This window comes from Pseudonocardia sp. WMMC193, from assembly GCF_021728735.1.
In the GTDB taxonomy this organism is placed as follows: Bacteria; Actinomycetota; Actinomycetes; order Mycobacteriales; family Pseudonocardiaceae; genus Pseudonocardia; species Pseudonocardia oroxyli.
On record NZ_JAKKDO010000003.1, the window covers coordinates 2,530,427 to 2,550,796 of the forward strand.

A 20,370-nucleotide genomic window follows, 5' to 3' on the forward strand; every position below is an offset into this window, starting at 1 on the left:
AGGGCAGAATCCCGGTGTGCTGACCAGTGCCGGGATCCTGCTCCACCGCGAGCGCGCGGGCCGCGTCGAGGTGCTGCTCGGACACATGGGTGGGCCGTTCTGGTCCCGCAAGGACGCCGCGGCCTGGTCGATTCCGAAGGGCGAGCTGGACGACGGCGAGGAGCCGGTCGCGGCGGCCCGCCGCGAGTTCGCCGAGGAGCTGGGCTTCCCGGCCCCGGCGGGTGAGCTGCGGGAGCTCGGGCACGTGGTCCAGTCCGGGCGGCGCAAGACCGTGCTCGGCTTCGCGCTCGCGGGGGACGTGCCGGACGAGCTCGTCGCGGCCGTCGCCGACCGCCCGGACGAGGGCGACTGGGTCGAGATCGAGTGGCCCCGCCACAGTGGGCGGCTGCTGCGCTTCCCCGAGATCGACCGGGCGGGCTGGTTCGACCTGGACACGGCCCGGGAGAAGCTGGTCAAGGGCCAGCGCGCCTTCCTGGACCGGCTCGTCGCGCTCCTGCAGTAGCCGCTTCTGAATCGATCGTGAGCCGTCTCACCTGCGGCGAGCTGGCGATCACGGTCGGCGTTCTGGCACCGTGGACACCTCGGCGCACGCGGTCGTGCGTCTCCCCACTCCGACCGCCCCGCCACGCGCGCCGCGCGTGGCCGTCACGGCGGGCGCCCCGGTCCGGCAACCCGAACGCCGCCGGAGCGCCCCGCCCGAGGAACATCCCCGATGCCCGTCCTTCCCGTCGGGACGCGCCTGCGCGCGTCCGGCCGGTTCCGTCCGTCCCCCCGTCCCACCACCGGTGCCCGCAACCCCGTCATGGCGCTGTTCGCCCTGGCGGGTGCCGTGTTCGGCAGCTGGGCCGCCCGCATCCCCGACGTCACCGAGCAGGTCGGGGCCACCCACGCGACCCTCGGCGTGGCCCTGCTCTGCGTGTCCCTCGGCGCTCTGGCGTCGATGCAGCTCACCGGCCTGCTGGCCACCCGCTTCGGCGCGGGTCGGGTGGCCGTTTTCGGCTCGTTCGCCGTCTGCGTGGTGGTCCCGCTGCCGGGCCTCGCCGGCTCCATTCCCACCCTCTGCGCGGCGTTGCTGGTGTTCGGTGCCTGCACCGGCCTGGTCAACGTCGCGATCAACAGCGCGGGCGTCGCGGTCGAGGCCCGACGCCCCGACCGGCCGCTGCTGCCGTTCCTGCACGCCGCGTTCAGCCTCGGCGGGCTGGTCGGCGCGGCGGTCGGCGGGGTCGCGACCGCCCTCGGCCCGGTGCTCCCACACCTGGTCGGCGTCGGCCTGGTCGGGCTCGGCGTGACCGCCTGGACCCGTCCGGCGCTGCGCGACCTGGGCCTCCCCGCGACCCGTCCCCATGATCGTTCCGAGGGTCACGCGAACGCACCCTCGACCACACCCCCGACACACTCGACGACCACACCCCCGACGAACGTCACCGAACCGCTCGCACCGCCGCGCTCCCGTGACGCTCGGCGCGGGCGCGGCCTGGTCGTGCTGCTCGGGCTGATCGCGGGCTGCACCGCGTTCGGCGAGGGCGCGATCACCGACTGGGGCGCACTGCACCTGCAGGAGACCCTCGGTGCCGGCCCTGCGCTGGCCGCGGCCGGATACTCGTGCTTCTCCCTCGCGATGGCGTGCGGGCGGCTGGCGGGCGGGGTGCTGCTGCGCCGGATCGGCCAGACGCGGCTGCTCGCGGGCGGCGGCGGGCTCGCCGCCGCCGGCATGAGCCTGGCCCTGCTCACCGGCTCGCCCGAGCTCGCGCTGGCCGGGTTCGTGCTGGTCGGGCTGGGATTGGCCAACCTGTTCCCGGTCGCGATCGCCCGCGCGGGCGCGCACTCGGGCGCCCGCGGTGTCGGACTCGCCTCGACGGTCGGGTACACCGGGCTGCTCGGGGGTCCGCCGGTGATCGGATTCGTGGCCGAGCAGGCGGGCCTGCCCACCGCGCTCGCGCTGGTCCCGGTGCTGGCGCTGACCGCCGCGGCGTTGGCGTTGATCGTCGGGCCTGCGCGTCCGCGGGTCACGCTGCCCGCGCGGCTGCCGCTCCCCCGGGTCGTACCCGCCGTGCGGCCGGCGCTGCGCAGACAGGCCCAGGTACTGGCCGCCCGCGGGCCGGGACCCGTCCTGCGCAGGCTGGTCACGGTCCCGGCGTCCGCGGACCTGCGGCCGGGACCGCGGGGGGACGCCACGCGCCGGGTGGTTCTGCGTCCGCTGCGCCCCGTGGTGCGCACCGGGCGGCCGCTGATGGTCGACGCCCGCGTGCAGCCCCTGCGGATCATCCCGACCACGGGTGCGCGGGTCGCCGTTCCGGTGCGGCCGTCGATGCTCCGCGGTGCCACGCTCGTCGAGCGAGCCGCCGTCGACCCCCGGCCGGCGCCGCGGCCGTCGCACCCGACGGTGGTCGCACCGACCCCGGAACCGGTGCCCGCCGGGTGAGACGTGCACCCTCCCGCGCCACCCTCGGCCGGGAATGGACGTCGTGCCCGGCGGGTACCTCTGCGCCATGCCGAATCCCAGCATCAAGGACGAGAAGGTGTACCAGGCGCTCCGGGACGAGGGGGCGTCGAAGGAGAAGGCGGCACGCATCGCCAACAGCTCCGCGGCGGAGGGCGAGCAGACGGTCGCCGCCCGCGGCGGCCGGGCAGGCTCGTACGAGGACATGACCAAGGACGAGCTCTACGAGCGCGCCCAGCGGGTCGGCATCGACGGCCGGTCGAGCATGTCGAAGGACGAGCTCATCGAGGCGCTCCGCACCCACTAGTGCTCCGAGACGGGACGCGAGGTTTGCGCCCCCGCCGCACCGGTCACTCAGTAGTCGGTGCGACGCGGGACACGACTCCGGGCCGTGCAGGAAGTCCCGGCCTGGTCGCGGCATGCCTCCCCGACCCCGTCGGAAGCCCGCCCACCGCCGCGCGACCCGCGGCGGCGGGCGGGGCTACTCCGCCTGGCGGATCCGCGGGGGACGGTGGGCCTGCACCGCGGGCGGCACCCCGACGTAGGCCTCGACCTGCACCGTGGTCAGCTGGCCGGTGCAGCCCTGCGCGAGGCGGGAGCTGCCGACGTCCCTGGTGAGCACGTTGGGGTTGCCGTGCACGCAGGTCGGGTCGTCGTCCGCGGCCGGCGTGTACCAGGCCCCGGTCGGCAGCTGCACCACCCCGGCGCGGATCTCGTCGGTCACCCGCGCCGCGGCGAGGCAGGTTCCGCGGTCGTTGACCAGCCGGACCACGGCGCCGTCCTCGATCCCGCGCGGGGCCGCGTCCGCGGGGTGGATCCGCATCACCTCGCGCCCGTCGACCTTGCCTGCGGCGCTCGTGGCCCCGAAGTCGAGCTGGCTGTGCAGCCGCGTCGCGGGCTGGTTCGACACCAGCCACAGCGGGTGCCGGGCCGACGGCGGGTCGCTGGGCGGGATCCAGGCGGGGTGGCCGGGGCAGTCGTCGTAGCCGAAGGACGCGATCACCGCGGACCCGATCTGGACCCGCCCGCTCTCGGTGGTCAGCCGCCCGCCGTCGCGCAGGGTGGCGAGCATGCCGCCGTCGTCCGGGCCAGTGGGCAGGGTGACCTCGCCCGCGGCCCAGAACTCCTCGAAGGTGGGCGCCGGGAACCCCTTGTTCGCCAACGCCTTCTCGGTCCGTTCCCAGAGGTGCACCAGCCACTCGCGCGGGGTGCGGCCCTCGGTGAACCGCTCCGCGAAGCCCAGGCGGGCGGCGAGCTCGGCGAAGATCGCGTGGTCGTCCCGCGCGGACTCGTACGGCGGGGCGACCGGCTTCATCGCCACGACCAGCGCGTCCGTGCCGCCCGCGCCGATGTCCTCGCGTTCGAGGGTCGTCGTGGCGGGCAGCACGACGTCCGCGTGCCGGGCCGTGGCCGTCCAGACCGACTCGTGCACCACGAAGGTGTCCACGCGCGCCAGCGCCCGTCGCAGCCGCGACAGGTCCTGGTGGTGGTGGAACGGGTTGCCGCCGCACCAGTAGACGAGCCGGATGTCCGGGTAGGTGAGGTCGGACCCGTTGTAGGCGTAGCTCCCGCCCGGGTCCAGCAGCATGTCCGCCACCCGCGCGACCGGGATGAACGAGCGGACCGGGTTGGGCCGGCGCGCCAGGGTCGGGACGGGGACGGCGGTGCGCACCCGCCCGTAGTGGGCGAGCGACCCCAGGCCGTAGCAGAACCCGCCGCCGGGCAGGCCGATCTGGCCGAGCATCGCGGCCAGCGCGAGCGCCGCCCACACCGGCTGCTCGCCGTGCTCGGCGCGCTGCAGCGACTGCGCCACCGTGATCACCGTGCGGCCCGCCGCGAGCCGCCGCGCGAGCGACCGGATCTCGTCCGCCGGGATCCCGCAGATCTCGGCGGCCCAGTCGGCGTCCCGACCCCCGAGGAGGTAGTCGCGGAAGGCCTCCCACCCGTCGCAGTGGTCGCGGAGGAAGTCCGGGTCGTGGAGGTCCTCGGCCAGCAGCGTGTGGGCCAGGCCGATCATCAGCGCCGCGTCGGTGCCCGGCTCCGGGGCGAGCCACTGCGGGGACACCGCGGCCGGAAGATCCGGACGCAACGGGCTGACCAGCACGAACCGCGTCCCGCGCGCGGAGGCCGCCGCCATCGCGGACCGCTCGACGTGCCGCGACATCCCGCCCGGTGCGATCTGCGAGTTCTTCAGCGCCATGCCACCGAAGGCCAGCACGGTGTCGGTGTGCGCGGCGATCTGGTCCCAGGTCACGACGGAGCGGGTCACCGCGTCGAACGGCCCGAGGACGTGCGGGATCAGCACCTCCGCCGCGCCGCCGGAGTAGGTGTTCACCGACTGCGTGTAGCCGCCCGCCATGGACAGGAACCGGTGGATCTGGCTCTGCGCGTGGTGGAACCGCCCCGCGCTGGCCCAGCCGTACGAGCCGCCGTAGACCGCGGTCGGGCCGTGGTCGGTGTGCACTCGGCGCAGCTCGCCGGCGAGCCGGTCCAGCACCTCGTCCCAACCGACCTCGATGAACTCCTCGTGCCCACGCCGGTCCGACGGCCCGGGCCCGTGCTCCCACCAGCCCCGACGCACGGCAGGCCGGGCGACGCGGGCCGGGTGGCGCACCGCGTCCGGGATGTTCTGCAGCACCGGCGAGGGGTCGGGGTCGTCCGGGTGGGGGGTGACCCGCAGCCGCTCCCCCTCCCACTCGGCCCGGAAGACTCCCCAGTGCGCGCTGTGCGAGACGGTCATCGTCGCTCAGCCTACGTGCGGTCGTGCGTGGTAAGTAGTGCCAGAGCACCACTTACCGCGCACGGGCATGGTGTGTGATCAGTGCATGGCCTGGAGCACTCGCGAGATCGCCGAGCTGACCGGGACGACGCTGCGCGCGGTCCGGCACTACCACGACGTCGGGCTGCTCGCGGAGCCCGAACGCCGCGCCAACGGCTACAAGCAGTACGGCGTGGCGCACCTCGTCCGCGTGCTGCGCATCAAGCGCCTCACCGACCTCGGCTTCTCCCTGTCCCAGATCGCGGAGATGGGGGACGCCGACGACCACCCCGAGGAAGCCCTGCGCACCCTCGACGCCGAACTGGCCGCCACCATCGAGCGGCTGCAGCGGATCCGCCGGGAACTCGCGGCGATCATGACGCAGCCGCTGCCCACCGACCTGCCGCCCGAGCTCGCGTCGGCGGCGCGGGCGGACATCTCCGCCGCCGACCGGTCGTTCACCGTCGTGCTGTCGCGGGTGCTGGGCCCGCGCGGGATGCAGGCCTACTCGGAGCTGCTCGGCTCGCTCGAGCGCACGTCCGCGGACGCCGAGTTCGACGGGCTGTCCACCGACGCCGACGAGGCGACCCGCGCGGACCTCGCCCGTCGGATGGCCGAGGAGGTCCGGGGGATGTGGCAGCGCCATCCGGATGCCGCGGACCTGGGCACGGACGCCCCCGGCGGCGCCCGGTTCGCGGGCGAGACCATGGGAAAGGCGCTGCGCGACCTGTACAACGACGCCCAGATCGACGTCGTCCAGCGGGTGCACGCGCTGCTGAACGAGGCGCCGTAGGGTGCACGCATGGCACGGACGCCCCGGCGGCACGACCACGACGCGGGCGGCGACCGCGCCCTGCTCGAGGCCAAGGCGGCGCTGCGGGACGAGGTGTGGACGGCGCTGACCGAGGCGAAGGTCGCGCGCTTCCCCGGCGCGCGGCACCGGATCTCGAACTTCACCGGCGCCGAGCGGGCCGCCGAGCTGCTGCGCTCCCGCCCGGAGTGGACGGCGGCCGCGACGGTGAAGTCCAACCCGGACTCCGCGCAGCTCCCGGTGCGGCAGCGGGCCCTCGAGGACGGCAAGACGCTCTACATGGCCGTGCCCAAGCTCGCCGAGGACGACCCCTTCTTCCTGCTCGATCCCGCGCACCTCACCGATCCGCCGCGCCGCGCCGTGTCGATCAAGAACGCCACCGCGAACGCCCGCCGGGTCGCCGTCGACGAGCTCGACCCCGTCGACCTCGTGGTGACCGGCTGCGTCGCCGTGGGCGCGGACGGCGCGCGGCTGGGCAAGGGCGGCGGGTTCGCGGACCTGGAGTTCGCGCTGGCCCGGGCGGCCGGGCTCGTCGCGGAGGAGACCCTCGTCGTGACGACCGTGCACGAGCTGCAGGTCAGGCCGGCGGGTGTGATCCCGACCGCGGCGCACGACGTGCCGGTCGACCTCGTCGTCACCCCGGAGCGGGTGATCGACTGCCGGTCCGCGCGGGAGGACCGGCCCGCCGCGGGCATCCTCTGGGAGTCCCTGACCGAGGCCAAGATCGCCGCGATCCCGTTGCTCGGGAGGCTCCGTTGACCATCGAGTTCGTCCAGGGCGACATCACGACGCAGGAGGTGGACGCCGTGGTCAACGCCGCCAACTCCGGCCTGCTCGGCGGGGGCGGCGTCGACGGGGCGATCCACCGCGCGGGCGGGCCGGACATCCTGCGCGAGTGCGAGGAGCTGCGCCGCACGCGGTTCCCCGACGGGCTGCCGACCGGCCGGGCGGTGGCGACCACGGCGGGTCGGCTGCCCGCCCGCTGGGTGATCCACACCGTCGGGCCGGTCTACGCGAAGCGCCAGGACCGTTCCGCGCTGCTCGCCTCCGCCTACCGCGAGTCGCTGCGGGTCGCCGACGAGCTCGGGGCCCGCACCGTCGCCTTCCCGGCGGTGAGCGCGGGCATCTACGGCTGGCCGCTCGACGACGCCGCCCGGATCGCCGTGACCACCGTGCGGGACACGCCGTCGCAGGTCCAGATCGCACGGTTCGTGCTGTTCAGCGCCGAGATCCTGCGCGCGTTCGAAGGAGTGTAGATGATCACTGTGGACGGCCACACGCCGTCGGTGGACCCGACCGCCTGGGTCGCGCCGGGTGCGGTGGTGGCGGGCCGCGTCACGATCGGCGTGCGGTCGTCGGTCTGGTACACCTGCGTGCTCCGCGCCGAGTTCGAGCCGATCACGATCGGCGCCCGCAGCAACCTGCAGGACGGCACCGTGGTGCACACCGACCCCGGCTTCCCGTGCACCGTGGGCGACGGGGTGAGCGTGGGGCACCGGGTGGTGCTGCACGGCTGCACGGTCGAGGACGACGTGCTGGTCGGCATGGGCGCCGTCGTGATGAACGGGGCCCGGATCGGGAGCGGGTCGATCGTCGCGGCGGGCGCCGTCGTCACCCAGGGGACCGTGGTCCCCCCGAACTCGCTGGTCGCGGGCGTCCCGGCGAAGGTGCGCTCCCAGACCGACGACGCCGCGCGCAACGGCATCACCCTCAACGCGGCGGCCTACGAACACCTGACGGGTCTCCACCGCACCTGACCCCCGGCATCGTGGCTCCACAATGCGCTCAGGGGTGGACGGACCACTCGCCGTCGGCGATGGAGCGGGCGAGGGTGAGCAGGGCGCCCGCGTGGCGGTGCAGGCGGTCGCCGATCTCCTTCGGCGCCTTGCCCGCACCCGCCCGCGCGTGGGTCCCCTCCAGCACGATGCCCAGCTTGAAGCCCGCCAGCGCGGTGTACCAGTCGACGTCCCGGGCGAGCCGCCCGCCCGCGGCGGTGTACTCGGCGACCAGCTCCGCACGCGTCGGCAGGCCGCCGAGCTGCGCGAACGGACCGCCCACCTCGAGGGTGCGGGGCGGCTGGGGCCAGGTGACCATGAGCCATCCCAGGTCGAGCAGCGGGTCGCCGACCGTGCACATCTCCCAGTCCACCACCGCCGCGACCGCGGGCTCCTCCCGGGCGAGCATGATGTTGTTGAGATGGAAGTCGCCGTGCATCACGCCGGGTTCCGGCTCGGGCGGGAGGTGGGCGGTGAGCCACCGCGCGATCGGCTCGACGTCCGGCAGCCCCGCCGGGTCCCAACCCGCGAACTCCCGGTAGGACTCCAGCTGGCCGAGCCACTGCGGCACCTGCTTGGCGAGGAACGCGCCGGGCTTGCGCAGCACGTCGAGTCCCTGGGCGACGGGGTCGACCGCGCTGAGCCGGGCCAGCGCCCGGGCCACGGCGAGGGCCTGACCGCGGCGCAGGGCGGCGTCCGTGCGCTGCGCCTCGGTCACCTCCTCGCCGGGATTGACGCCGTCGACCAGCTCCATCAGGTAGAACACCACGCCCAGCACGGACGTGTCGGTGCACCCGGCGATCAGCCGCGGGTGCGGCACGTCGGTGCCCGCCAGCCCGCGCAGCACGGTGATCTCCCTGGTCAGGGTGCGATCGGAGGTGGGCCGGGGGTGTTCGGGCGGGCGGCGGAGCACGACCGGCCGACCGTCCAGCTCGATCTTGAGGACGACGTTCTGGGTGCCACCCGCGAGCGGGGTCACCTCGCCGATCTCCTCGGCGATCCCCTGCGCCCGCACCCAGCGGCCCAGGTCGTCGAGATCGACCACACCCGCGCCCGTCCCGGTGCTCACCCCCGCTCCGCGCGCAGCCTGCGGGTCTCGTCCGAGGTGGCGGCGCCGAGCAGGCCCGCGGCGGAGTCGACGAGCTGGCTGACGAACAGCCGGTGGTCGCGCCTGCCCGGGGCGCGGGAGCGCTGGGCGAGCTCGACATCGACGAAGCGGATCACGTAGAACCTCCGGTGCAGGACGACGGCGTCCGGGTCCAGGAGCGGCTCGAGCAGGTGCCGCCAGCGGATGATGCTCCCGCCCTCGCGGTCGTAGCCCACGTGTTCGGTGCTGGGCTCGGGGCGGGTGAGCAGGTCGGCGACGGTGCGCAGGTATCCGGCCCCGCTCACGCCCTGTTCGAGCTTGCGCGCGGGCGGGCGGGCCAACGCGCCCGCGAGCAGGTGCAGCCGGTCCTGCTCGGTGCCCGCGGCGCCGCGGGCCAACAGGTCCTCGTACTCGTCGAGCAGGGCGTGGCGGGCGGCCTCGATCTCCGGCGCGTGCCGCTCGATCAGGGCGCGGACCAGGCCGTCCCGGTCGGTGAACCAGTACTGGGCGGCGATGACGTTGCGCGCCTCGGCGGCCCGGCCGATCTCCCGCAGCGACACCGCCTCGGTGCCGCGCTCGGCGAACAGCGCCTCCGCGGCGTCGAGGAGCCGCGACCGGGTGTCCGGGCGACCGGCGGCCGAGGACGCCGTGCTCATGCGGGCGCCCAGGTCGCGCCGCCGTCCACCTTGAGCACCGCGCCGGTGGTGTAGGTGGAGTCGTCGCTGGTGAGGTACCGGACGGCCCCGACGATCTCGGACGCCTCCCCGATCCGGCCCGCGGGCACCCGGCTCGCCTGCGCGAACATCTCCTCGCCCCACGCCTTGCTGATGTCGGTGCGGAACATGCCCGGCATCACGCAGTTGACCCGCACCGTGGGCCCGAACGCCCGGGCCAACCCCAGGGTCAGGGCGTTGAGGCCCGCCTTGGCGGTGGCGTAGGGCAGCTCGCCGGGAGCGGGAGCCACGGCCGCGATGCTGGAGATGTTGACGATCTGCCCGCCGTCTCCGCGCTGCATCGCCTCGCCCGCACGCACCGCCAACCGGAAGGGCCCCTTGAGGTTCACGCCGATGACCTTGTCGAACAGGTCCTCGCCGACCGCGCCGAGGCTGTCGTAGAGGGGCGACATGCCCGCGTTGTTGACCAGCACGTCGATGCGGCCCCAGGTGTCCAGGGTCCGGTCGATCAGCGCGTCGCAGTCCGCCCAGTGGCCCACGTGGGCACCCACGCCGATCGCCTCGGCCCCGAACTCCGCGACGAGCTCCTCGGCCAGCTCCTCGCAGGCCGGGGCCTTGCGACTGGCGACGACCACCCGGAAGCCCCGCCGCGCCAGGTCCCGGCAGATCTCCCGGCCCATGCCCCGGCTGCCGCCGGTCACGACCGCGACCTTGCCCTCCACCACGGTGTGCCCCTCTCGACAGCGATGCGACTGCATCAAATCTCCCGAGAGCCTAATGCCGGTTCCTCAGCGGGTCGAGCCCCGCTCGCGCCACTCCTCGTCCGCCTTGTCGGCGGCCTCGGTGCGCTCCTTGGCGATCTCCAGGGCGCGCGCGGCCGTCTCCCTGTCCGGGTAGGGCCCGAGCCGGTCCGCGGCCCGGCAGCCGTCCGGCCCCTCGACGGTGTGGTGCTTGAGGCAGAAGAACCATTGCTCGTCGCTCATGGGTGCGAGCCTGGCAGCTCGCCCCCTCCCCGTCGAGCCGGCAGCCCAGTCGTTCGCATTGCTCATCACTGCTCGACCGCAGTACCGTCGACGCGTGTCCACCAGCGAGAACCCACCCGAACCGGCGGTCCTGTGCCGGGGGGTGCGCAAGGCGTTCGGCGGCACGACGGCCGTGGACGGGCTGGACCTTCGCGTCGAGCGCGGGGAGGTGTTCGGCCTGCTCGGCCCGAACGGCGCGGGCAAGACCACCACCATCCGGATGATCACCACCCTGCTGCCCACCGAGCCGGGCTCGATCACCGTCCTGGGGCACGACGTCGCCCGGGACCGGATCGGGGTCCGGCGCCTGCTGGGGTACGTCCCCCAACAGCTGTCCGCGGACGCCACGCTGACCGGCCGGGAGAACGTGGCGCTGTTCGCCCGCCTGTTCGACGTCCCGCGGCGAGTCCGGCGGGAGAAGGTCGCGGAGGTGCTCGCGGCGATGGACCTCACCGAGGCCGCCGACCGACCCGCCAAGACCTACTCCGGCGGCATGGTCCGCCGCCTGGAGCTCGCGCAGGCGCTGGTCAGCGCACCGCAGCTGCTCGTGCTCGACGAACCGACGGTCGGGCTCGACCCCGTCGCGCGAGACGGCGTGTGGGACCGGATCGCCGCCACGCGCGCCGAGACCGGGATGACCGTCCTGGTCACCACGCACGCCATGCAGGAGGCGGACGAGCACTGCGACCGGATCGCGCTGATGCACCGCGGCCGGGTGCGGGCGCTCGGCACACCCGCCGCGCTCAAGGACGGGATCGGCACGCTCGACGACGTCTTCCGCCACCACACCGGGGACGACCTGGAGCAGGGAGGGATCTCCGATGTCCGCAGCGCTCGCCGCACCGCAGGCAGGCTGGGCTGAGTCCTGGTGGGCACCGGTGCGGGTGTTCCTCTCCCGGATCGCCACGATGTGTCTGGTGGAGCTGCAGAAGCTGCGCCACGACCGCACCGAGCTCGTCACCCGCGCCGTGCAGCCCGCGCTCTGGCTGCTGGTGTTCGGCAACGTGTTCACCGCGATCCACGCGATCCCCACCGGGAACGTGCCCTACCTGGACTTCCTCGCGCCGGGCATCCTCGCCCAGTCCGCGCTGTTCATCGCGATCTTCTACGGCATCCAGATCATCTGGGAGCGGGACGCCGGGGTGCTGTCGAAGCTCCTGGTCACCCCCACCCCGCGGGTCGCGATGGTCGCCGCGAAGGCCTTCGCCGCCGGCATCCGTGCCGTGGCCCAGGCGGTGGTCGTGCTGGCGTTGGCGCTGGTCCTCGGGGTCTCGTTGACGGCGAACCCGCTGAAGTGGCTGGGCGTGGTCGCCGCGCTGATGCTGGGGTCGGCGATCTTCTGCTGCCTGTCCATCGCCATCGCGGGGCTGGTGCTGTCGCGGGACCGGCTGATGGGGATCGGCCAGGCGATCACGATGCCGCTGTTCTTCGCCTCCAACGCGCTCTACCCCGTCGCCCTGATGCCCACCTGGCTGCAGTGGGTCAACCACGTCAACCCGCTGTCGTACGAGGTGGAGGCCTTGCGCGGCCTGATGATCGGCGAACCCGCCCGGCTGGGCCTCTGCTTCGCCGTGCTGCTCGGCGCGGCGGCGCTGATGATCAGTCTGGCGAGCGCCGTGCTGCCCCGCCTGACCCGCTGACCCTCGTGCGCGGCGATCGTCGCCAGGGCGACTATCGCCGCGCACAGGTGCGGACCACGACGGTCGCGACCTGCTCGGCGATCACCTCGGGCGGGGCGAGGGGCAGGCCGATGTGGCTCACCGTCAGCCGGGCGGCGGTCTCGGCGGCGAGGTCGACGTTCTCCAGCTCCGGCCAGGTGCGGCGCAGGTAGGCGGCGGCGCGGTCCCGGGCGGCGACGACGATGGGCTCGGCCCCGAGGACGTCGGAGTCCCCGGTCAGCAGCGCCTTCAGCAGGGGCTCGTCCGCCGCCCGGTGCAGCGCCGCGGCCACCGCGGCCACCCAGGCGGCGTGCAGGTCCCGCTCCCCCGCCAGCGCGGCCTCGATGCCGTCGAGGAACCGCTCGGTCGAGCGCAGGACCAGCGCGGAGGTGACGCCGTGGCGGTCGCCGAACTCGTTGTAGAGCGTCTGCCTGCTGACCCCGAGCCTGCTCGCCAGCTCGGGCATGCCGAACCGGCCGGCGACGACGAGCTCCTCCGCGACGTCGAGCGCCTCGGCGCGCAGCTGGGCGCGGGCACGTTCGGCCATCGGTCGCATGGGACAACTCTAGAGGTCGCGTCAACTCTCTGGACACTTTCCTGCAATCTGTCTACGGTCGGCCCATGGCCATCGTCGACCAGGTGCGTGCCCGGTACTCGTCCGTGCTGACCGTCCCGCTGCCCCGCAGCGTCGACCGCAGGCTGCGCGAGCCCGGCGCCGCCCGCCCGTTCGGCCCGGTGCCCCCGGGCACCGCCGAGATCCCTGGGGACTTCGGGCTCCCCCTGCTGGGCCACACCCTCGGCTACGTCCGCCTCGGCCACGAGCTCACCCGCAGGCGCACCGAGCGCTACGGCCCGGTGTGGTGGATGGGCGGGCCGCTCGGGCGCTCGGTCGTGGTCGCGGGGCCTGCGGCCACGCGCGAGGTGCTGGTGAACCGGGACAAGGCCTTCTCCCAGGAGGGCTGGCGGACCCTCGTCGACCGCTTCTTCCACCGCGGGCTCATGCTGCTGGACTTCGACGAGCACCGGATGCACCGGCGGATCATGCAGGAGGCGTTCACCGCGGACCGGGTCGCGGGCTACGTCCGCCAGGCCGCGCCCGTCGTCCGCTCCACGCTGGACACCTGGTCCGGGGACATGCGGATCCACCCGGCCCTCAAACAGCTCACCCTGGACGTCGCGGCGCGGGTGTTCATGGACTCCGGGTCCCGGTCGGACGAGATCAACCGGGCCTTCGTGGCCTGCGTGCGCGGGGCGAACGCGTTCGTGCGCAGGCCGCTGCCGGGCACCCGGTGGAAGAAGGGGCTCGACGGGCGCGCGGTGCTGGAGCGCTGGTTCCGCGATGCCCTGTCCGCCAAGCGGGCAGGCACCGGGGACGACCTGTTCAGCGCCCTGTGCCACGCCCGCACGCCGGAGGGCGAGGCCTTCTCCGACGACGACGTCGTCAACCACATGATCTTCCTGATGATGGCCGCGCACGACACCTCGACGACCACCGCGGCGTCCGCCGCCTACCACCTCGGACGGCACCCGGAGTGGCAGGAGAAGGCCCGGGCGGAGTCCCTCGCGCTCGGTGACGGGCACCTCGGGGTCGCCGAGCTGAGGTCGCTGACCACCCTCGACCGCGTCGTGTCCGAGGCCCTGCGGCTCGACGCGCCCGTGCCCGTGGTGCTGCGGACGGCGGTGAAGGACACGACGGTCCTCGGCCACCACATCCCGGCCGGGACGCGCGTCACCGTGGCGCAGGCGGTCAACCACTACGACCCACAGTGCTGGGACTCGCCGGAGACCTTCGACCCGGACCGGTTCGCCGCGCCGCCGAAGGACCGGGACGCGTTCGTGCCCTTCGGCGGCGGCGTGCACAAGTGCATCGGGCTGTGGTTCGGGCGCTACGAGGTGCTGACGATCCTGCACGAGCTGCTCCGCACCCACCGCTGGACCAGCGAACCCGGCCTGCGCTGGGACAACACCTCCCTGCCCGTGCCGGTCGGTGGTGTTCCCGTGCGCCTCCGCCGCCTGTGAGTGGAAAGTGGTGCTGGAGCACCACTTTCCACGCACGAGCGCCGAAGGCGCAGGTCAGGGGTAGGCGCCCGCCCGTTTCACCGTGCGCATGATCGGACCGGTCTCGACGTCCGACACGGCGGGCAGGGCGCCGACGCGTTCGGTCAGGTACCGGAAGAGGTCCGCCTCGTCGCGGCACACGACCGACGCCGTGAGGTTCGACCGGCCGGTCGTCGCCGCACAGAAGGCGGCCTCCGGGTGCGCGGCGATCGCCCGGCCCGTCTCGAGCAGGTGGGCGGGCGGGACGCTCAGCCACATGCGCGTGTGGGCGTGGAAGCCGAGCCGCCGGTCGTCGACGTCGAGATCGAAGAACAGCAGGCCCGCGCCGCGCAGGGCCTCGAGGCGGCGGGCCACGGTGGACTCCGACCACCCGGTGGCGGCGGCCAGCTCGGCGTAGGGGGCGCGGCCGTCCCGGCTCAGGACGCGCAGCAGCGGGCGGTCCGCCTCGGTCAGCCCGGTGGCGCGCTCCCGGAAGACCGGGGTGAGGGCGGCGACCTCGTCGGCCTCCAGCACCTCGACGGCGGCGAACACGTCCGGCCCGCCGGTGAAGACGTGCAGGATGCTGTGCGCGGTCACGGTCTGGACCTGGGCGGTGCGCTGCAGGCGCTGCAGGATCAGCTCGTCGCGCTCCTCGGCCGACCAGGACTGGACGCTCGCGGTGATCTCGGTGCCGCCGGACAGCAGCTGGACCCACCGGGTGTCCTCGCGGCGCGCCAGGGCGTGCGCGACCTCGGTGGCGCTGCCCGGCCGACACCGCACCCGGATGATCCACTGCGCGCTCGCCTGACGGTCGGGTCCGCGCGCCCCGACCAGCCGCACCGAGTCCGACTCCCGCATCCGGGCCCAGCGCCGCGCGACGGTCCGGTCCGACACCCCCAGCACCTCCCCGACCCGGGCGAACGAGACCCGGCCGTCGATGCTCAGCGCATGCAGGATTCTTCGATCGACGCCGTCGAGAGTGTCGGATTTCTGCACGATCCCCGATCCTAGGCCGTTTTCGGCGGCCACAGCCCGATGCTCGTCGCATGACTTCACGGTGGTGGCCGCTCGTGGCCATCTGTCTCGGATCCTTCATGCTCCTGCTGGACGTCACGATCGTGACGGTCGCGCTGCCGGACATGGCCGCGGACCTGCAGGCCTCCTTCAGCGCGCTGCAGTGGGTGCTGGACGTCTACGCCCTCGTCCTCGCCGCCCTGCTGCTCGGCGCCGGGTCGCTCGCGGACATCGTCGGACGGCGGCGGGCCTACGTCGCAGGCCTCGCCCTGTTCGCCCTCGGGTCGCTGGCCTGCGGGCTCGCCCCGAGCGCGAGCGTCCTGATCACCGCGCGGGGCCTGCAGGGCGTCGGCGGCGCGCTGATGTTCGCCACGACCACGGCCATGCTCAACGCCACCTACCACGGCCGCGACCGGGGCGTCGCGTTCGGCGTGTGGGGCGCCGTCAACGGGGCGGGCTCCGCGCTCGGCCCGCTGGTCGGCGGGCTGCTCACCGAGCACGCGGGCTGGCGGTGGATCTTCCTCGTCAACCTGCCCGTCTCCGTGGTGACCATCGTCCTGACGCTCGCGGTGTGCGCCGAGACCCGCCGTCCGGGCGTCACGGTGGACGTGCCCGGGATCCTGGCGTTCACCGTGTTCGCGGGCGGCCTCACCTACGCGTTGATCCGGGCCGGCTCCCACGGCTGGGCCGCGGCGGCGCCGTTCCTCGTGCTCGCGGCCGTGGCGCTCGCGGTGTTCCTGTGGATCGAGCGCCGCGCCGCCCACCCGCTGCTGGACCTGGCGCTGTTCCGCTCGGCCTCCTTCAGCGCGACGATCACCGCCGGGCTGCTGCTCATGGCCGCGGCCTTCGCCATGCTCGCCTACGCCTCGGTGTGGATGCAGGGCGTCCTGGGGCTGACGCCGATCGCCGCGGGCGTCGCGCTGCTGCCGATGGCGGTGTGCTCCTTCGCCGTCTCGGCGGTCGCGGGGCGGGCGCTGCAGGGCGTCTCGCCGCGCTGGACGGTCGGGACCGGGCTGCTGCTGGTCGGCGTGGGGTCGGGGCTGCAGGCCCTCGTCCGGGAGGACTCGTCGCAGTGGGTGCTGCTGCCCGGGCTCGCGGTCGTCGGGATCGGGGTCGGGCTGGCGATCCCGACCCTCACCGCCGCGGCGATGTCCGCCGCGCCCCCGCAGCTCGGCGGCATGGTGGCAGGCACCCTCAACACCGCCCGCCAGCTCGGGTTCGCCCTGGGGGTGGCGGTGCTGGGGCTGGTGTTCCAGCGCTCGGCGGGAGACGTCGAGTCCCTCGCCGCGGGACACGGCGCGGCGGCCGGGGCGGTCGCGGAGGGGCTGCGGCACGGCTACCTCGTCGCCGGGGCCGCGGGCGTGCTGGGCGGGCTGCTGGTCCTCGCCCTGGTCCGCTCGACGGTCCGGCCGCAGCGGGCCCCGGTCGGGGTCGGCTAGCCACGGCACAGGCCGTGTCCCGGGGCACGGCCTACGCTCCCGCACATGGGTGTGGGGCGGGAGGAGCGGTCGGCGGGGGCCGCGGAGACCGGGGCGGGGATCGCGAGCTCGCCCTTCCGGGTGGACCGCGACCGGATCGCGGCCTCGCCCTTCTTCGCCCGCCTCGCCGGCGTCACGCAGGTGGTCAGCCCCAACGGGTCCGGGCTCCTGCTGCACAACCGGCTCACGCACTCGCTGCAGGTCGCGCAGGTGGCCAGGGCGATCGCCGAGCACGTGGGTGCGGAGTCCTCCGCGCTCGTCGAGAAGCTCGGCGGGTGCGACCCGGACGTCGTGGAGGCCGCCGCGCTCGCCCACGACCTCGGGCACCCGCCGTTCGGCCACCTCGGCGAACAGGTCCTCGACCGGATCGCCCGCGACCGCCTCGGGCTCTCCGACGGCTTCGAGGGCAACGCCCAGTCCTTCCGCATCCTCACCACGATCGACCTGCACGGGCCGGGCCGCACCGGCCTCGGCCTCACCGCGGCCGTGCGCGCCGCCGTGCTGAAGTACCCGTGGACGCGGCTGACCTACCCGGACCCGCACCCGGGCACGGCCGCCCTGCCGCCGCGCGGCGCGGTCGGCAAGTTCTCCGCCTACGACACCGAGCTCGACGAGCTCATCGCCGCGCGCCGCCCCTTCCCGGTGGGGCCGTGGCAGCAGACCGTCGAGGCGTCGGTGATGGACACCGCGGACGACATCGCCTACGCCATCCACGACGTCGAGGACTTCCACCGGGTCGGCGTCCTGCAGCAGGCCGGGGTGGCGGCCGAGCTGCGCGGGTGGGAGACGCACCCCTCGTCCGGACCCGGCGCCGCGCTCGAGCGGCTGCGGCGGCGGATGGCCGAGCGGGAGGCGTGGATCTACTCCGACGACGCGTTCGCCGCCGCCGTCGCCCGGGTGCGGGACGAACTGGTCGACGGGCTGCTCGCGCTGCCCTTCGACGGGTCGATGGCCGCCGAGCGCGCCGTCGCCGAGTTCTCCGCGCGCTGGACCGCCCGGCTGGTCGGCGGCATCCGGGTGCTCGCCGATCCCCCGGTCCGCGCCGCCCACGTGGTGCTGGGCGAGGCGCAGTGGCACGAGGTCGCCGTGCTGAAGTTCGTGCACCAGCAGTTCGTGCTGCTCCGCGCGGACCTGGCCTCGCACCAGCGCGGCCAGGCGACCGTCGTCACCGGGCTGGTGGGCGCCCTGCACGATTGGCTCGGCGACACCCACTCCCCCGCCCTGCCGCCCCGGCTGCACGATCTCGTCGAGCTGGCCCGTGAGCAGTACGCGCGGCTCGACGTGCCCGCGGCCGAGGTCCCCCACCTGGCCCGCGGCCGCGCCGTGGTCGACTACGTCGCCTCGCTCACCGACGCGCAGGCCGGTGCCCTCCTCGACGTCCTCACCGGACGCAGCGCGCGGCTGTGGACCGACGCGATGGCGCTGTAGCGCTCACAACGTGAAGGCCCCGCCGACGTAGCGGCGACCGGCCTCCTCGCGTTCCGGGGAGCCCGCGGTGAGCTGCGCGGCGAAGACCTCGGCGTCGTCCTGCGGGTGGTAGCCGATCGCCGCTCCGCCCGCGAGGGACCAGGTGCGGCGGGTGTTCGCCGAGATCCCCCAGACCGTGCGGAAGCCGGGGTTCTCGCAGGTCAGCGCCGCGTGCACGAGCCGGGCACAGTCGCCGGGCGAGAGCCAGGTCGCGAGCCCGCGCAGGTCGCGGGGCGCGGGGAAGCAGCTGCCGATCCGCAGGCAGACCACGTCCATCCCGTGCCGGTCGTGGTAGAGCGCGCCGAGCGCCTCGCCGAGGACCTTGCTCACGCCGTAGAAGGTGTCGGGGCGCGGGGGCAGGTCGTCGGGCAGCTCGGGGGCGTTCTCGGTGGGGTTCGGCCAGAAGCCGACGGCGTGGTTGCTGGAGGCGTACACGACCCGCCGCACCCCCGCCCGCCGGGCCGCCTCGAAGACGCCGTAGGTGCCCTCGATGTTGACGTCCCGGATCCGCTCCCACGTGTCCTCGCCGGAGATCCCGCCCAGGTGCACCACCGCGTCCACGCCGGTGCACGCCTCCAGCATCGCGTCGGGGTCGGTGACGCTGGCGACGATGGACCCGCTCCCGGCCGGTTCCACGTCGAGCAGCCGCAGCTCGACACCCGTCAGCCGCTCGCGCAGCATTCCGCCGATCCGTCCGGCCGCACCCGTGATCAGTACTCGTTCCACGCGCCTGATCCTGGCAGGGTGTCGGCATGCTCGTCGCCGGTGTCGACTCCTCCACCCAGTCCTGCAAGGTCGTCGTCCGGGACGCCGAGTCCGGGGAGCTGGTCCGCTCCGGCAAGGCGGCCCACCCCGACGGCACCGAGATCGACCCGCGGCACTGGTGGACGGCGCTGCAGGAGGCGCTCGCCCAGGCGGGCGGGCTGGAGGACGTCGCCGCCGTCAGCGTCGCCGGGCAGCAGCACGGCATGGTGTGCCTGGACGCGGCGGGCGAGGTCGTGCGGCCCGCGCTGCTGTGGAACGACACGCGGTCGGCGGGGGCCGCGGCGGCGCTGGTCGAGGAGCTGGGGGCGCAGGCGTGGGCGGACGCCACCGGCACCGTGCCCGTCGCGTCGATCACGGTGACCAAGCTGCGCTGGCTCGCCGAGCACGAGCCGGACCACGCCGCCCGGGTCGCCGCCGTGTGCCTGCCCCACGACTGGCTGACCTGGCGGCTCTCCGGGTCGACCGACCTGGAGGACCTGGTCACCGACCGGTCGGACGCCTCGGGCACCGGGTACTTCGACGCCTCGACCGGCGAGTACCGCCGCGACCTGCTGCGGCTCGGCCTCGGCCGGGACGACGTCGTCCTGCCCCGGGTGCTCGGGCCCGCCGAGTCCGTGGCGGGTCCGGGCTTCCGGCTCGGCGCGGGCGCCGGGGACAACGCCGGGGCCGCGCTGGGCCTCGGCGCGGGAGACGACGTGATCGTCTCGCTCGGGACGTCCGGGGTGGTGTCCGCGCGCGGGGACCGCCAGGGCGCCGACCCGTCCGGCACGATCGCCGGCTTCGCGGACGCGACCGGGGCGTTCCTCCCCCTCGTCGTGACGTTGAACGCCGCCCGCGTGCTCGACGCCGCGGGCCGGCTCCTCGGCGTCGACCACGCCACCCTGTCCGACCTCGCCCTGTCCGCCCCGCCCGGCGCCGACGGCCTCGTCCTGGTCCCGTACCTGGAGGGCGAGCGCACCCCGAACCTGCCCGACGCCACCGGCTCCGTCCACGGCCTGACCCTGGCCAACGGCACCCCCGCGCACCTCGCGCGCGCCGTCGTCGAGGGCATGCTCAGCGGGCAGAAGGTGGGCATCGACGCCCTGGCCGCCCTCGGCGTGCGGCCCGCGGCGGTCCGGCTGATCGGCGGCGCCGCCCGCTCCGAGGCCGTCCGGCGCATCGCGCCGACCGTGTTCGGCGTCCCGGTCGTGGTCCCGGAGCCGGGCGAGTACGTCGCGGACGGCGCGGCCCGACAGGCGGCCTGGGTGGCCACCGGCACGCTCCCCACCTGGGAGAGCGGCGGGTCGCGGGTGCACGAGGGCACCCTGACGAAGGGCCTGGAGGAGCGCTACCGCGAGGCCGCCGCCCACCCCCTGCCCCGACTCTGACCGACCGTGATCGCGGG

General features: G+C 74.6%; 21 protein-coding genes. 13 read left to right on the top strand and 8 right to left on the bottom strand.

What is annotated here, in order from left to right; genetic code table 11:
* The first annotated feature begins 16 nt into the window (after positions 1–16).
* The 3 genes from L3X23_RS13355 (at position 17) to L3X23_RS13365 (ending at position 2,747) form a co-directional block, all read left to right on the top strand.
* Positions 17–502 (top strand): NUDIX domain-containing protein, encoded by a 486-nt coding sequence (locus L3X23_RS13355; RefSeq protein ID WP_374204839.1) that lies wholly within the window; start codon positions 17–19, stop codon positions 500–502.
* A gap of 210 nt (positions 503–712) precedes the next feature.
* Complete coding sequence (locus tag L3X23_RS13360; protein WP_237192529.1) at positions 713–2,422, top strand: MFS transporter; 1,710 nt, start codon at positions 713–715, stop codon at positions 2,420–2,422.
* Positions 2,423–2,456: 34 nt separating this feature from the next.
* Positions 2,457–2,747 (top strand): Rho termination factor N-terminal domain-containing protein, encoded by a 291-nt coding sequence (locus L3X23_RS13365; RefSeq protein WP_237192530.1) that lies wholly within the window; start codon positions 2,457–2,459, stop codon positions 2,745–2,747.
* A 174-nt stretch (positions 2,748–2,921) separates the two neighbouring features.
* Here L3X23_RS13365 and L3X23_RS13370 read toward each other — a convergent pair whose 3' ends face one another.
* Positions 2,922–5,180: a molybdopterin-dependent oxidoreductase gene (locus tag L3X23_RS13370; protein WP_237192531.1), complete on the bottom strand. Its 2,259-nt coding sequence runs from the start codon at positions 5,178–5,180 to the stop codon at positions 2,922–2,924.
* 85 nt (positions 5,181–5,265) lie between these two features.
* Here L3X23_RS13370 and L3X23_RS13375 point away from each other — a divergent pair, with 85 nt between their 5' ends.
* The 4 genes from L3X23_RS13375 to L3X23_RS13390 are packed head-to-tail and all read left to right on the top strand — an operon-like array spanning position 5,266 to position 7,766.
* Positions 5,266–5,991 carry a MerR family transcriptional regulator gene (locus L3X23_RS13375; RefSeq protein ID WP_237192532.1) on the top strand — a complete coding sequence of 242 codons (726 nt, stop codon included), beginning with the start codon at positions 5,266–5,268 and terminating at the stop codon, positions 5,989–5,991.
* Between the two features lie 9 nt (positions 5,992–6,000).
* Complete coding sequence (locus L3X23_RS13380) at positions 6,001–6,768, top strand: 5-formyltetrahydrofolate cyclo-ligase (RefSeq protein ID WP_093088718.1); 768 nt, start codon at positions 6,001–6,003, stop codon at positions 6,766–6,768.
* Positions 6,765–7,265, top strand: a complete 501-nt coding sequence (locus L3X23_RS13385; protein WP_237192533.1) for an O-acetyl-ADP-ribose deacetylase — start codon at positions 6,765–6,767, stop codon at positions 7,263–7,265. Before L3X23_RS13380 ends, L3X23_RS13385 begins: the two co-directional genes overlap by 4 nt.
* On the top strand, positions 7,266–7,766 hold the full coding sequence (locus L3X23_RS13390) for a gamma carbonic anhydrase family protein (RefSeq protein WP_237192534.1): 501 nt from the start codon (positions 7,266–7,268) through the stop codon (positions 7,764–7,766). It begins immediately after the preceding gene.
* Positions 7,767–7,794: 28 nt separating this feature from the next.
* Here the strand turns inward: L3X23_RS13390 and L3X23_RS13395 are convergent, their stop codons facing one another.
* The 4 genes from L3X23_RS13395 to L3X23_RS13410 are packed head-to-tail and all read right to left on the bottom strand — an operon-like array spanning position 7,795 to position 10,528.
* Positions 7,795–8,853 (bottom strand): phosphotransferase family protein, encoded by a 1,059-nt coding sequence (locus L3X23_RS13395; protein ID WP_237192535.1) that lies wholly within the window; start codon positions 8,851–8,853, stop codon positions 7,795–7,797.
* The gene (locus L3X23_RS13400; protein WP_237192536.1) at positions 8,850–9,527 is read right to left on the bottom strand and encodes a TetR family transcriptional regulator; all 678 of its coding nucleotides are present in this window, start codon (positions 9,525–9,527) and stop codon (positions 8,850–8,852) included. The genes L3X23_RS13395 and L3X23_RS13400 overlap by 4 nt, the downstream gene beginning before the upstream one ends.
* A complete protein-coding gene (locus L3X23_RS13405) occupies positions 9,524–10,303 on the bottom strand; it encodes an SDR family NAD(P)-dependent oxidoreductase (RefSeq protein ID WP_237192537.1) in 780 nt (259 codons plus the stop codon). The genes L3X23_RS13400 and L3X23_RS13405 overlap by 4 nt, the downstream gene beginning before the upstream one ends.
* Positions 10,304–10,333: 30 nt before the next feature.
* Complete coding sequence (locus L3X23_RS13410) at positions 10,334–10,528, bottom strand: hypothetical protein (RefSeq protein WP_093088713.1); 195 nt, start codon at positions 10,526–10,528, stop codon at positions 10,334–10,336.
* Between the two features lie 94 nt (positions 10,529–10,622).
* On the opposite strand from L3X23_RS13410, the gene L3X23_RS13415 reads away from it, so the two are divergent.
* Together L3X23_RS13415 and L3X23_RS13420 are read left to right on the top strand one after the other, a co-directional pair.
* Positions 10,623–11,429: an ABC transporter ATP-binding protein gene (locus tag L3X23_RS13415; RefSeq protein ID WP_237192538.1), complete on the top strand. Its 807-nt coding sequence runs from the start codon at positions 10,623–10,625 to the stop codon at positions 11,427–11,429.
* Positions 11,389–12,207 (top strand): ABC transporter permease, encoded by an 819-nt coding sequence (locus L3X23_RS13420; RefSeq protein WP_093088711.1) that lies wholly within the window; start codon positions 11,389–11,391, stop codon positions 12,205–12,207. The genes L3X23_RS13415 and L3X23_RS13420 overlap by 41 nt, the downstream gene beginning before the upstream one ends.
* A 31-nt stretch (positions 12,208–12,238) precedes the next feature.
* Here L3X23_RS13420 and L3X23_RS13425 read toward each other — a convergent pair whose 3' ends face one another.
* Positions 12,239–12,772, bottom strand: coding sequence for a TetR family transcriptional regulator (locus tag L3X23_RS13425; protein ID WP_093088710.1), 534 nt, complete (start codon positions 12,770–12,772; stop codon positions 12,239–12,241).
* A gap of 74 nt (positions 12,773–12,846) precedes the next feature.
* Here L3X23_RS13425 and L3X23_RS13430 point away from each other — a divergent pair, with 74 nt between their 5' ends.
* Positions 12,847–14,244 (top strand): cytochrome P450, encoded by a 1,398-nt coding sequence (locus L3X23_RS13430; RefSeq protein ID WP_237192539.1) that lies wholly within the window; start codon positions 12,847–12,849, stop codon positions 14,242–14,244.
* Between the two features lie 54 nt (positions 14,245–14,298).
* On the opposite strand, the gene L3X23_RS13435 is transcribed toward L3X23_RS13430, so the two are convergent.
* Positions 14,299–15,258, bottom strand: coding sequence for an Lrp/AsnC family transcriptional regulator (locus tag L3X23_RS13435; RefSeq protein ID WP_237192540.1), 960 nt, complete (start codon positions 15,256–15,258; stop codon positions 14,299–14,301).
* Between the two features lie 50 nt (positions 15,259–15,308).
* On the opposite strand from L3X23_RS13435, the gene L3X23_RS13440 reads away from it, so the two are divergent.
* Both L3X23_RS13440 and L3X23_RS13445 read left to right on the top strand, forming a co-directional pair.
* Positions 15,309–16,715 carry an MFS transporter gene (locus L3X23_RS13440; RefSeq protein ID WP_237192541.1) on the top strand — a complete coding sequence of 469 codons (1,407 nt, stop codon included), beginning with the start codon at positions 15,309–15,311 and terminating at the stop codon, positions 16,713–16,715.
* Between the two features lie 45 nt (positions 16,716–16,760).
* Positions 16,761–18,182 carry a deoxyguanosinetriphosphate triphosphohydrolase family protein gene (locus L3X23_RS13445; protein WP_237192542.1) on the top strand — a complete coding sequence of 474 codons (1,422 nt, stop codon included), beginning with the start codon at positions 16,761–16,763 and terminating at the stop codon, positions 18,180–18,182.
* A gap of 3 nt (positions 18,183–18,185) precedes the next feature.
* Here L3X23_RS13445 and L3X23_RS13450 read toward each other — a convergent pair whose 3' ends face one another.
* Positions 18,186–18,947, bottom strand: coding sequence for an NAD(P)-dependent oxidoreductase (locus L3X23_RS13450; RefSeq protein WP_237192543.1), 762 nt, complete (start codon positions 18,945–18,947; stop codon positions 18,186–18,188).
* 26 nt (positions 18,948–18,973) lie between these two features.
* On the opposite strand from L3X23_RS13450, the gene xylB reads away from it, so the two are divergent.
* On the top strand, positions 18,974–20,353 hold the full coding sequence (gene xylB, locus L3X23_RS13455) for a xylulokinase (protein WP_237192544.1): 1,380 nt from the start codon (positions 18,974–18,976) through the stop codon (positions 20,351–20,353).
* Positions 20,354–20,370 lie beyond the last annotated feature (17 nt).

What these genes read in the sequence shown, in the direction of transcription:
- L3X23_RS13430 (WP_237192539.1), top strand. Translation starts at nt 12,847, where the DNA reads ATGGCCATCGTCGACCAGGTGCGTGCCCGGTACTCGTCCGTGCTGACC.
- L3X23_RS13380 (WP_093088718.1), top strand. Translation starts at nt 6,001, where the DNA reads ATGGCACGGACGCCCCGGCGGCACGACCACGACGCGGGCGGCGACCGC.
- xylB (WP_237192544.1), top strand. Translation starts at nt 18,974, where the DNA reads ATGCTCGTCGCCGGTGTCGACTCCTCCACCCAGTCCTGCAAGGTCGTC.
- L3X23_RS13360 (WP_237192529.1), top strand. Translation starts at nt 713, where the DNA reads ATGCCCGTCCTTCCCGTCGGGACGCGCCTGCGCGCGTCCGGCCGGTTC.
- L3X23_RS13440 (WP_237192541.1), top strand. Translation starts at nt 15,309, where the DNA reads ATGACTTCACGGTGGTGGCCGCTCGTGGCCATCTGTCTCGGATCCTTC.
- L3X23_RS13365 (WP_237192530.1), top strand. Translation starts at nt 2,457, where the DNA reads ATGGACGTCGTGCCCGGCGGGTACCTCTGCGCCATGCCGAATCCCAGC.
- L3X23_RS13420 (WP_093088711.1), top strand. Translation starts at nt 11,389, where the DNA reads ATGTCCGCAGCGCTCGCCGCACCGCAGGCAGGCTGGGCTGAGTCCTGG.
- L3X23_RS13375 (WP_237192532.1), top strand. Translation starts at nt 5,266, where the DNA reads ATGGCCTGGAGCACTCGCGAGATCGCCGAGCTGACCGGGACGACGCTG.
- L3X23_RS13405 (WP_237192537.1), bottom strand. Translation starts at nt 10,303, where the DNA reads ATGCAGTCGCATCGCTGTCGAGAGGGGCACACCGTGGTGGAGGGCAAG.
- L3X23_RS13410 (WP_093088713.1), bottom strand. Translation starts at nt 10,528, where the DNA reads ATGAGCGACGAGCAATGGTTCTTCTGCCTCAAGCACCACACCGTCGAG.
- L3X23_RS13370 (WP_237192531.1), bottom strand. Translation starts at nt 5,180, where the DNA reads ATGACCGTCTCGCACAGCGCGCACTGGGGAGTCTTCCGGGCCGAGTGG.
- L3X23_RS13425 (WP_093088710.1), bottom strand. Translation starts at nt 12,772, where the DNA reads ATGGCCGAACGTGCCCGCGCCCAGCTGCGCGCCGAGGCGCTCGACGTC.
- L3X23_RS13445 (WP_237192542.1), top strand. Translation starts at nt 16,761, where the DNA reads ATGGGTGTGGGGCGGGAGGAGCGGTCGGCGGGGGCCGCGGAGACCGGG.
- L3X23_RS13400 (WP_237192536.1), bottom strand. Translation starts at nt 9,527, where the DNA reads ATGAGCACGGCGTCCTCGGCCGCCGGTCGCCCGGACACCCGGTCGCGG.
- L3X23_RS13390 (WP_237192534.1), top strand. Translation starts at nt 7,266, where the DNA reads ATGATCACTGTGGACGGCCACACGCCGTCGGTGGACCCGACCGCCTGG.